The 8768-nt window shown below is 63.1% G+C and carries 9 protein-coding genes and 1 pseudogene; 4 read left to right on the top strand and 6 right to left on the bottom strand.

Annotated elements, in window-relative coordinates:
- A pseudogene (locus B2696_RS09780) lies at positions 1 to 118 on the top strand (HNH endonuclease); the annotation flags it as partial.
- A 185-nt stretch (positions 119 to 303) separates the two neighbouring features.
- Here B2696_RS09780 and B2696_RS09775 read toward each other — a convergent pair.
- The 3 genes from B2696_RS09775 to B2696_RS09765 form a co-directional block, all read right to left on the bottom strand.
- Entirely contained in the window at positions 304 to 1626 is a 1323-nt protein-coding gene (locus tag B2696_RS09775; protein WP_286955176.1) for an LCP family protein, read from the bottom strand.
- Positions 1627 to 1690: 64 nt separating this feature from the next.
- A complete protein-coding gene (locus B2696_RS09770; RefSeq protein WP_075730715.1) occupies positions 1691 to 2422 on the bottom strand; it encodes a CPBP family intramembrane glutamic endopeptidase in 732 nt (243 codons plus the stop codon).
- Positions 2419 to 3555 (bottom strand): amidase, encoded by a 1137-nt coding sequence (locus B2696_RS09765; protein ID WP_286955175.1) that lies wholly within the window; start codon positions 3553 to 3555, stop codon positions 2419 to 2421. Before B2696_RS09765 ends, B2696_RS09770 begins: the two co-directional genes overlap by 4 nt.
- A gap of 32 nt (positions 3556 to 3587) precedes the next feature.
- On the opposite strand from B2696_RS09765, the gene pheA reads away from it, so the two are divergent.
- Positions 3588 to 4499: a prephenate dehydratase gene (gene pheA, locus B2696_RS09760; RefSeq protein WP_276623042.1), complete on the top strand. Its 912-nt coding sequence runs from the start codon at positions 3588 to 3590 to the stop codon at positions 4497 to 4499.
- Between the two features lie 11 nt (positions 4500 to 4510).
- Positions 4511 to 5182 carry a histidine phosphatase family protein gene (locus tag B2696_RS09755; protein ID WP_286955174.1) on the top strand — a complete coding sequence of 224 codons (672 nt, stop codon included), beginning with the start codon at positions 4511 to 4513 and terminating at the stop codon, positions 5180 to 5182.
- Here the strand turns inward: B2696_RS09755 and B2696_RS09750 are convergent.
- Genes B2696_RS09750 through B2696_RS09740 form a run of 3 tightly spaced genes read right to left on the bottom strand, consistent with a single transcriptional unit; the run spans position 5179 to position 7375 of the window.
- A complete protein-coding gene (locus B2696_RS09750) occupies positions 5179 to 5526 on the bottom strand; it encodes a metallopeptidase family protein (RefSeq protein ID WP_286955173.1) in 348 nt (115 codons plus the stop codon). The genes B2696_RS09755 and B2696_RS09750 overlap by 4 nt on opposite strands.
- Before the next feature lie 43 nt (positions 5527 to 5569).
- Positions 5570 to 6586, bottom strand: a complete 1017-nt coding sequence (locus B2696_RS09745) for a septum formation family protein (RefSeq protein WP_286955172.1) — start codon at positions 6584 to 6586, stop codon at positions 5570 to 5572.
- Between the two features lie 36 nt (positions 6587 to 6622).
- On the bottom strand, positions 6623 to 7375 hold the full coding sequence (locus B2696_RS09740; protein WP_286955171.1) for a GntR family transcriptional regulator: 753 nt from the start codon (positions 7373 to 7375) through the stop codon (positions 6623 to 6625).
- 65 nt (positions 7376 to 7440) lie between these two features.
- Here B2696_RS09740 and serS point away from each other — a divergent pair, with 65 nt between their 5' ends.
- Entirely contained in the window at positions 7441 to 8703 is a 1263-nt protein-coding gene (gene serS / locus B2696_RS09735) for a serine--tRNA ligase (protein ID WP_286955170.1), read from the top strand.
- The last annotated feature ends 65 nt before the right edge of the window (positions 8704 to 8768 follow it).

The following is an 8768-nucleotide window of genomic DNA, read 5'->3' as shown; positions in this document are numbered from 1 at the left end:
CTTGTGTAACTACCACGACGGGGTTAATGAGGATGATCCGAATGCGCCACCGCGGCGCGGGCGCCTTGCCCGCGAAGGCGGAAAGATAATCTGGCAGCCCCCACATACGAGCCGTTAGGTCAACAAGCCAGGCGGCGACTTCCGGCACCCCAAAAACAAACCCCCAGCGGGCAAGCGGGCAGGACTGTGACTGTGCGGTGGAGATGATCCCGGAAAATACCGGCAAGGGACTCGCTTCTTATATGCCAGTCCCACCACGCCCTCTAAAACCCGGAAGAGCCGGGCTCAAACTCAAGCGAATAACTAGCGCATCGAATCCCAGAGCTGGGCTGTGGCGGCATCATCCCATAAGACGACGTTGCCCACCTCAGTGTCCTGGAACCCGCCGATGGGCACGGTCTGGGTCTCAACTCCAGAGCCCATGGCCAGCGCCACGCGCGCTAGGTGCCAGACGTGGTCCTTGCTTCCCACGATGAACGAGGACGCAGTCTGGTTAACCAGGGATACCATCCGGAAGGGGTTAATCAGAGTCCCCGGGGAGGTGATCTTGTGCAGCAAAGCCGCGAAGAAGTCCCGCTGGCGCTGCACGCGGTCGAGGTCACCGAGGGCGGTGGCACGGGTGCGCACATAGCCTAGGGCTTCCGCGCCCTGCATCTTCTGGCAGCCTGGCCCGAGGTTGATTCCGGCCAGGGGATCATCGATAGGCTCTGCCACACAGAGCTCGACGCCACCCACGGCATCCACCACATTGGCCAACCCACCCATGCCGATCTCGGCGTAGTGGTCCACGCGCAGTCCGGTGGATTGCTCCACCGTCTGGGTCAAAAGCTGCGGACCGCCGTAGGTAAAAGCGGCGTTGATCTTGTCCATGCCGAACCCCGGCACCTCGACATAGCTATCGCGTGGGATCGAGACCAGCTGCGCCTTGCCTGAGCGGGGGATATGCAAGAGCATGATGGTGTCGGTGCGTCCGACGCCGATGTCGCCGCCCGTCCCGAGTTGCTCCTGCTCTTGCTCGGTCAGCCCTTGACGCGAGTCTGAGCCCACGAGCAGCCAGTTCGCGCCCGCGGTATTGGCCACTCTTTGTTCAGGCAGCGCGTTCACGCGGTTCAAGCGCGCATCCGTCCACAGTGTAAAGACGAGAGCCAGGACCAATATGATGGCCAGCCCCCAGCCCATGCAGCCACCGATTACACGCACTGGCGCCTTCTTCTTGCGGCGGCGGTGCGGTGCCGCAGAGCGCGGGGGTGCAGAGTAGTTGCGTGGGACCTGCGGGCCCGCCGAACGGCGCTGCTCTGGGGAGTACTGATCGGGTCGATCGGTGCGGTACTGCTGCGGGCGGTACTGCTGTGGTTGCTGCCCGCGCAGGGGTCGGCGCTGCTCGTGCGCTGAATGCGTGGAGCCTAAGTCAAAGCGCGTTTCCTGGGGGTGAACCGCAGGAAAGGACTCGTGGTGCGGCTCGGCGCGTGGTGGACGGCGCTGGGGGTTGGCGGCTTTGCGACGCCGCACCGGACGACCGTAGCGATCTGTCAACGGCCGGCCATCCGCACCGAGCACGAACTCCTCGGAGCGTGCGTCGCCGGCGCGGCGCGCTTCCCTTCTTGGGTCCCGTCCAGAATCAGTCATGCGCTACACCTTACAATGATCGGCGCAAAGCCCCGGGATCGAGAAAGTGCTGGAGGCGCAAAAATCAGAGCCCGAAGTAAGGGCTAAGAAGCGGCCCGAGGAAGGAATAGCCTAGGAAGGCCACGGCGTCAATAAGAAAATGGCCGATGATAAGCGGCCATACCCGGCCGGTCTTGTGGAAGAAGTAGGCATAGATAACGCCCATCACGATATTGCCCACGCCGGCGGATATGCCCTGGTAGAGGTGGTAGGAACCGCGCAGGATGGAGGAGGCGGCGAGTGCGGCAGGTAGGGTCCATTTTCGCTGGCGCAGGCGAGTGATAAGCCAGAAGACTACGACTACCTCCTCCGCGAAGGCATTGGCAAAGGACTTAATGAGGAGGACTGGAACCTCCACCCAGGCGTTGTCGAAGTCGGTGGGCACGACCTCTTTGCTCAAACCGAAGTGGAGAGCGGCCAGGTAGAAGGCGAGTCCAGGGATGCCGATGACGGCAGCCAGGCCCACACCGAGCACGCCGTCACGCGGCCGCCAGCGCGGCAGGGAAATCTTATCGCCGGCCAAGAGATAAAGGGCCAGCGCACCATAGGCAAAAAGGGCGGCGGCGCTGCAGAGCTGCAAGCCTAGATCGATAAATGGCAGCCGGGAGGCGGTGGCGTTGAGCGTGACTTGCTGCGCATTGAGGTTCTCCGGCGCGGCCAGGGAACTGATGAGGTTGAGGATGGAGCGCACCCCGGAGAGCCCGAAGGTCAAGGCGAGTACGAGGAGAATCTCCTGGCGGCCGCGATCGAGCCTCATCGGTGTAGGACTCCGGCGAGGCCGAGCAAGGCGGCGTCGTCAAGCGTAATTGCGCCCAGTTGGAGGCCAACCGGGGCGCGCCCGGGCAGCGCCCAAGGCACCGAGATGGCCGGCAGGTGCGCCACATTGAAGAGGGAACCCCACGGGGACCAGCGGGTCTGCGCGTCGAAGTTCTCCTGATGAGCGTTCCCCCGGAAGGAACCCAGGGGCGGTGGATCGAAGGCCAGCATCGGGCTGAGTATGGCATCAACCTGCCAGTGCTGGGACAGAAGCTCTGGGAGAGCGCGGCTGTGTGCGCGAGCCTGTGTGTACTCGGCCGCACTGACGCGCCGGCCCTTGTCCCGCAGCCAGGCCACGTAATCCTCAGCATCGGGGAGGGAACGCAGGCGGTAGGTAAAGAGATCCTGGAAAGTCTGGAAAGTGTGGGCGGCCTGGGGATAGGGAGAAATCGCAACAGTCTCAAAGCCGGCGCCCTCCAAAGTGGATACGGCTTCCTCGACTGCGCGCAGCATGACGGGGTCAACGCCCGTCTGCGCGAAGAGGGGCTCGATGAGGATGCCGATGCGCGCGCGTGGCACCGCAGGGACAATGTTGTGCAGCAAAGCGGCATCGGCCACGCTGTGGGTGATGAAGCCGGCGGCGGCCAAATCAATGCCGGCGGGTTTGAAACCCACCACCCCGCACGCCGCGGCAGGGACGCGGATGGAACCGCCGCCATCAGTGGCGTGAGCAGCGCGCAGAAGGCCGCGGGCTACCTGCACGGCTGCGCCGCCGGAGGATCCACCCGGTGTCGCGCCAGGGTGCAGCGGGTTGACGGGGTGGGGCAGGCCGATGGGTTCCGTGTCGACGGTGAGGCCCAGCTCTGGGGCGGCGGATTTGCCCACGAGCAACGCGCCCTCCTCTTCGAGCTGAGCGAGGAAGGGATCCGTCTCATCGGCCACGTATTGCCGGTGCACCGACCCGAGAGTGGTGGGCATACCCTCGACGTCATTGAGGTCTTTGGCGGAGAGTATCCACCCGCTTAGGCGCCCGGTACTGCGGGGGCGCCGGTCGAGGTCGAGGTGAGTGAATCCGTGGTGTTGCGGCGAAAGACCGCGCAGATCCGCCCGCAACTGCTCCAAGCTGAATTCCATGCCGCATAAGTCTAGGGGATAAGCTAAAGGCCATGAGCACCACCATCGCATTCCTGGGTCCGGCGGGTACTTTCACGGAGGCGGCCTTGCAGGCCTTTGCCCCACGATTTAGCGCCGTGGAGCCTGTAGCGGTTGATTCGCCCTCGGCGGCGCTGCGCGCAGTGCGCGAGGGTCGGGCTGATTATGCCTGCGTGGCCATAGAAAACTCGGTGGATGGTGCGGTGACGGCCACCTATGACGCCCTCGTGGAGGGCAGGCCGGTCCAGATCTACTGGGAGGTGGATCTGCCGGTGTCCTTCTCCATCATGACGCGGCCCGGCATGCAGCTTTGCGATGTCGCTTCCTTCTCCACCCACCCAGTGGCCTATCAGCAGGTGCGCGGGTGGCTGCAGGATCATCTCCCCGCGGTCGAGTACGTGCCGGCAAGCTCGAATGCTGCTGCCGCCGAGGCCGTGGCTCGCGGTGAGGTTGATGCCGCCGCTGCCCCGGCCCGTGCGGCGGAGTTGTTTGGGCTGGACACCTTGTCCAGCGAGGTAGCAGACGTGAAAGGCGCGACCACGCGCTTTGTCCTTGTCGGCCCGGCGGGCAAACCCACCGAGCGCACGGGACAAGACCGCACCTCAGTTATTTTCACCCTTCCCAACGAGCCGGGCTCCTTGGTCGGCGCGCTCGAGGAGTTTGCGCATCGCGGAGTGGATCTATCCCGTATCGAATCGCGGCCCACGCGGCAGGGTCTAGGAATCTACCGTTTCCACGCCGATTTGATTGGCCACATCGAGGATCAGCCGGTGGCTGAGGCCCTGCGCGCGCTGTGGTTGCGGGCTCAAGAATTGATCTTTGTGGGGTCTTGGCCCTCGGCTACACAGCTGGGGGAGGCCCCACGGGATCTCAACCGGCTGGCCGCCGCCGATGCTTGGATAGCGAGCGCGCGAAGCGGGCGATAGTCTAGGCAGTCATGAGCGGAAGAATCATCCTCCTGCGCCACGGCCAGACCTTTTCCAATATCCAGCGCATGCTTGATACTCGCCCACCCGGGGCCGAGCTGACGCAGCGCGGACGCGCCCAAGCCCAGGGCGTGGGCAAGGAACTATCCGCCCTCACGGGGGATCGGCCTTTCAAGATCTACTCCTCGGTGGCTCTGCGCGCGCAGCAGACCGCGCAGCTGGCCGCGCGTTCCTGGGAACAGGCTCGCGGCTTGCCCGCCCATGACATCGCAGTCTCCCTGTTGAGCGGTATCCATGAGGTATTTGCCGGCGATCTGGAGATGAGCAATAGTGAGGACTCCCACCGCGAGTACATGGTCACCCTGCGGGGTTGGCTCGATGGGGACGCCGGGGCCCGTATGCCGGGCGGGGAGAACTACCTCGATCTGCTCGCGCGTTATCGCCCCACCCTGGAGAGCGTGGCTCACACCTTGGACGCGGAGGAGGATGCCATCATTGTCAGCCACGGGGCGGCGATTAGGGTGGCAACCTGCCACGCCACCGGCATCGATGCGGACTTTGCCTTCAGTGGTTATATGCCCAATTGCCGTTTCACCATCATGGAGCCGCGCGGGCGGGACTTCGGTCAGTGGACGTTGACCAGGTGGGCCGATACCGAGATGGACCCGGGGCGTGCGAACTAGCCCCAGCCGAGTGCGTGGAGTTCTTCTTCCTCGAAGCCAAAGTAGTGCCCGAATTCATGAAAAACGGTTACTTCTACTTGCCGAGCTAATTCTTTCTCGGTGGAGCACCAGTCCTGGAGGGCGCCGCGGTAGATGGTGATGGCATCCGGCAGGTGGCCGGTGTGGTCGAAGGTACGGTGGGTCAGCGCCACGCCTTCGTAGAGCCCGAGGAGGTTGGGCTGCTCCGGGTTATAGTCCTCGACCAAAATGACAAGGTTGCGCATGCGCCGGACAAATTCCTCGGGGATTTTATCGAGGGCGTCATTGAGCATCTCGTCGAAGCGCTCCTCGGAAACATGCACCATAGTCTTAAAGCTGCCTTTCAGTCCCAGGCACCCACCGGCTTTTCTAGCGGGCGGGTTCGCGGATGGGGTCGCGGGCGGGGCGCTCCTCAGGAGCCTTTCCGTCGATATTAAGGGCATCGCGGCCGCCCTTGGCAGAGCCGGTGATGGTGGAAAAACCATTCTCATTGGAGTGGACGAGGGAACAGTTCACCGAGCGAGAACCGCCGTTCCAGGAGCCCTCAGATAGTGATCCCCAGAAAGGCTGCAGCGTGGATTGGTAGAGGTTTTCCTCGTTGCCCAAGTATTCGGTGGCCGCTGCGGTGCAGGTCTGCCCGAGGTACTTATCCAGCTCCTCGGAACCGGGATAGCCTTCGGGGTACTTCTCCGCCAGGTTGACCGTGGAGACGGTCTCGAGCTGGTGGGGCTGAGAGCAGTCCACAGTGCGCACGACCTGGTCCTCACCGATGACACGGCATTGCCCAGGCGAGGCGAGGATGGACTGATCCACGGCGGCGACGTTTCCGGTGCTCAGCTGCGGGACTCCCTTATCATCGGTGGTCTGCAGGCCACAGAGCAGCGTGCGGTCCCCTTCGTCCCACGCGCCTTGCGGCGGCAGAATGGAGGCAATGTCAAACTTTCCGGAGGGATCCCACTTGCTCTTGAGGTAGGTCAGCGTGGAGGACTGGCACAGTTCATCGCGCAACTGATCCTGGCGGCCTAGCTCCGGGCGCGTGGCCGAGGGGCCGAATTCACTCGTGGGGTAGGTGCTGAGATCCTCGCGCGCGGAGACCTCGAAGCGGTGCTCTTTGTCGCAAGTAACTTCCTGGAAGTTGCTGACGGGGGAATCTGCGGAAATATCCCATGTCAGGCAGGTTCCCGGCTCGGCCGAGGAGAAGGCGGCGACAGCGGCCGCGGTAGTCGCGGTGCTATTGCTTCCACCTGCGGATTCGCCGGATTCCGCCGCGTTCTCTTTACTCGGCGCGAAGTATTCATAGGAGCCCAGGAAAGCGGCGGTGATGAGGGCCGCGATCAGGAGCCAATTCACCGCCGCAGCCGAGCGCCAAGAGGAAGATTTACTCATAAGAACTCCAATCCTACTGGTCACCGGCCGTTGCTGCTAAATGTCGCGGGCCCTGCTGACCCGGGTGTTAAGCCGGTAGCGGTCCGTGCGGTAGACGGAAGAGCACCATTCCACGGGGCGATCGCCCGAACGGGAGTGCCGGATGATGTGGAGCAGGGGCGTGCCGGGTTCCACGTCGAGCAGCTTGGCGACGGCGGGATCCGCGGCGATCGCAGTCACCGTCTGGTCGGCCTCCGTAATGGGGGCGCGGAAGTTCGAATCCAAGATGGCGTAGACGGATCTATAGATGTCATTTTCGAGCAGGTTGGGCACGTAGGCGGAGTTATACCAGCCATCATCGATGGAATAGGGCTCGCCATCACCCAGGCGCAGGCGGCGCAGGTGCGTGTGCGGGAGGGAGGGATCGGTGCCGAAGAACTCGGAGACCTCCTCCGGTGCGGTGCTACGCCCGCCCAACAAAATCTTCGAGGAGGCCTTGACGTCTTGCGCGCCCATCTCATCGGAGAAAGAGGCCAAGTGCAGGCGGGAGACGAGCGGGTTGGGGGCCACGAAGGTTCCCTTGCCGCGGACTCGGCGCAGCCGCCCGGCTGCGACCAGATCCCCGATGGCGCGGCGCACGGTGATGCGGGAAACACCGTAGGTTTCCTCCAAGATGCGCTCGCCCGGCAGGATATCGCCCGGCTTGAGGGTGGTTTGGCACAGCTCAGAGAGGATGTCACGCAACTGCGCGTGCTTGGGAATGGGGCCGTCGCTGATGGTGCGGGCGGGCAGTGCGTGTGGGGAGGACATGTCTACATAATAAATCGCTGGTTATTACCACTGCAAGGCTGGGGCGGTGCGGTAGGATCTAGCACGTGATTGATCTCAAGTACCTGCGCGAAAATCCCGATGTTGTCCGAGCCTCCCAAGTAACCCGTGGCGAGGACCCCTCTCTAGTTGATTCGCTGATCGAGGCCGATGAGGCCCGCCGCAGCGCAATTAAGACCGCGGATGAGCTACGCTCCGAGCAAAAAGCCTTTGGCAAGAAGATTGGGCAGGCCGCCCCGGAAGACCGCCCGCGCCTGCTCGAGGGCTCCAACGAGCTCAAGGCCCGCGTCAAGGAGGCCGAGGAGACTCAAAGCTCTGCCGAGGCCAAGGTGGAAGAGCTGCAGTACAAGATCTCCAACGTCGTCGAGGGTGCCCCGGCCGGCGGCGAGGATGACTTCATTGTCGTCGAAGAAGTGGGTGAGATACCTACCTTCGATTTCGAACCCCAGGATCACGTGGCACTCGGGGAGTCCCTGGGCCTCATTGATGTCAAGCGTGGCGCCAAGGTTGGCGGCGCACGCTTCTACTACCTCACCGGTGACGGTGCCTTCTTGCAGTTGGGCATGATGCTGCTGGCAGCCCAAAAGGCGCGCGAGGCAGGCTTCCAGTTGATGGTTCCGCCGGTGCTGGTGCGCCCGGAGATCATGGCGGGTACCGGCTTCTTAGGCCAGCACTCGGATGAGATCTACTACCTTGAAAAGGATGATCTGTACCTGGTAGGTACCTCCGAGGTTGCCCTTGCTGGCTACCACAAGGATGAAATCATCGATCTTTCCTCCGGCCCCATCAAATACGCAGGCTGGTCCTCGTGCTTCCGTCGCGAGGCTGGCTCCCACGGCAAGGACACCCGCGGCATCTTGCGCGTCCACCAGTTCGACAAGGTGGAGATGTTTGTCTACTGCAAGCCGGAGGAAGCTCAGGCTCAGCACCAGGCGCTGCTGCAGATGGAAAAGGACATGCTCGCGGCCATGGAGCTGCCTTATCGCACCATCGACATCGCCGGCGGAGATCTCGGATCTTCAGCAGCCCGCAAATTCGATAACGAGGCCTGGGTGCCCACCCAAGGAACCTACCGCGAGCTCACCTCGACCTCGAATTGCACCACCTTCCAGGCTCGCCGCCTTTCGACCCGTTACCGCGACGAAAACGGCAAGGCGCAGACCGCAGCCACACTCAATGGCACGCTGGCTACCACGCGCTGGCTTGTAGCCATCCTGGAAAACCATCAGCAGGCGGATGGTTCCGTCGTCGTCCCACAGGCTCTGCGGCCTTTCATGGGCAAAGACGTGCTTGAACCGAAGAAGAACTAAGTAGATCATCGTTTCCTGGCCTTGCATTGGAGCCCACCGTGTCGAATCCATCGGATGCCTCTGTG

It is taken from the genome of Corynebacterium sp. UBA4397 (assembly GCF_002390965.1).
Classification (GTDB): Bacteria; Actinomycetota; Actinomycetes; order Mycobacteriales; family Mycobacteriaceae; genus Corynebacterium; species Corynebacterium flavescens.
This window is presented reverse-complemented; position numbering and strand designations above follow the sequence as displayed.

Coding starts and splice junctions, on each gene's coding strand:
- B2696_RS09775 (WP_286955176.1), bottom strand. CDS start 1,626: ATGACTGATTCTGGACGGGACCCAAGAAGGGAAGCGCGCCGCGCCGGC.
- B2696_RS09770 (WP_075730715.1), bottom strand. CDS start 2,422: ATGAGGCTCGATCGCGGCCGCCAGGAGATTCTCCTCGTACTCGCCTTG.
- B2696_RS09765 (WP_286955175.1), bottom strand. CDS start 3,555: ATGGAATTCAGCTTGGAGCAGTTGCGGGCGGATCTGCGCGGTCTTTCG.
- pheA (WP_276623042.1), top strand. CDS start 3,588: ATGAGCACCACCATCGCATTCCTGGGTCCGGCGGGTACTTTCACGGAG.
- B2696_RS09755 (WP_286955174.1), top strand. CDS start 4,511: ATGAGCGGAAGAATCATCCTCCTGCGCCACGGCCAGACCTTTTCCAAT.
- B2696_RS09750 (WP_286955173.1), bottom strand. CDS start 5,526: ATGGTGCATGTTTCCGAGGAGCGCTTCGACGAGATGCTCAATGACGCC.
- B2696_RS09745 (WP_286955172.1), bottom strand. CDS start 6,586: ATGAGTAAATCTTCCTCTTGGCGCTCGGCTGCGGCGGTGAATTGGCTC.
- B2696_RS09740 (WP_286955171.1), bottom strand. CDS start 7,375: ATGTCCTCCCCACACGCACTGCCCGCCCGCACCATCAGCGACGGCCCC.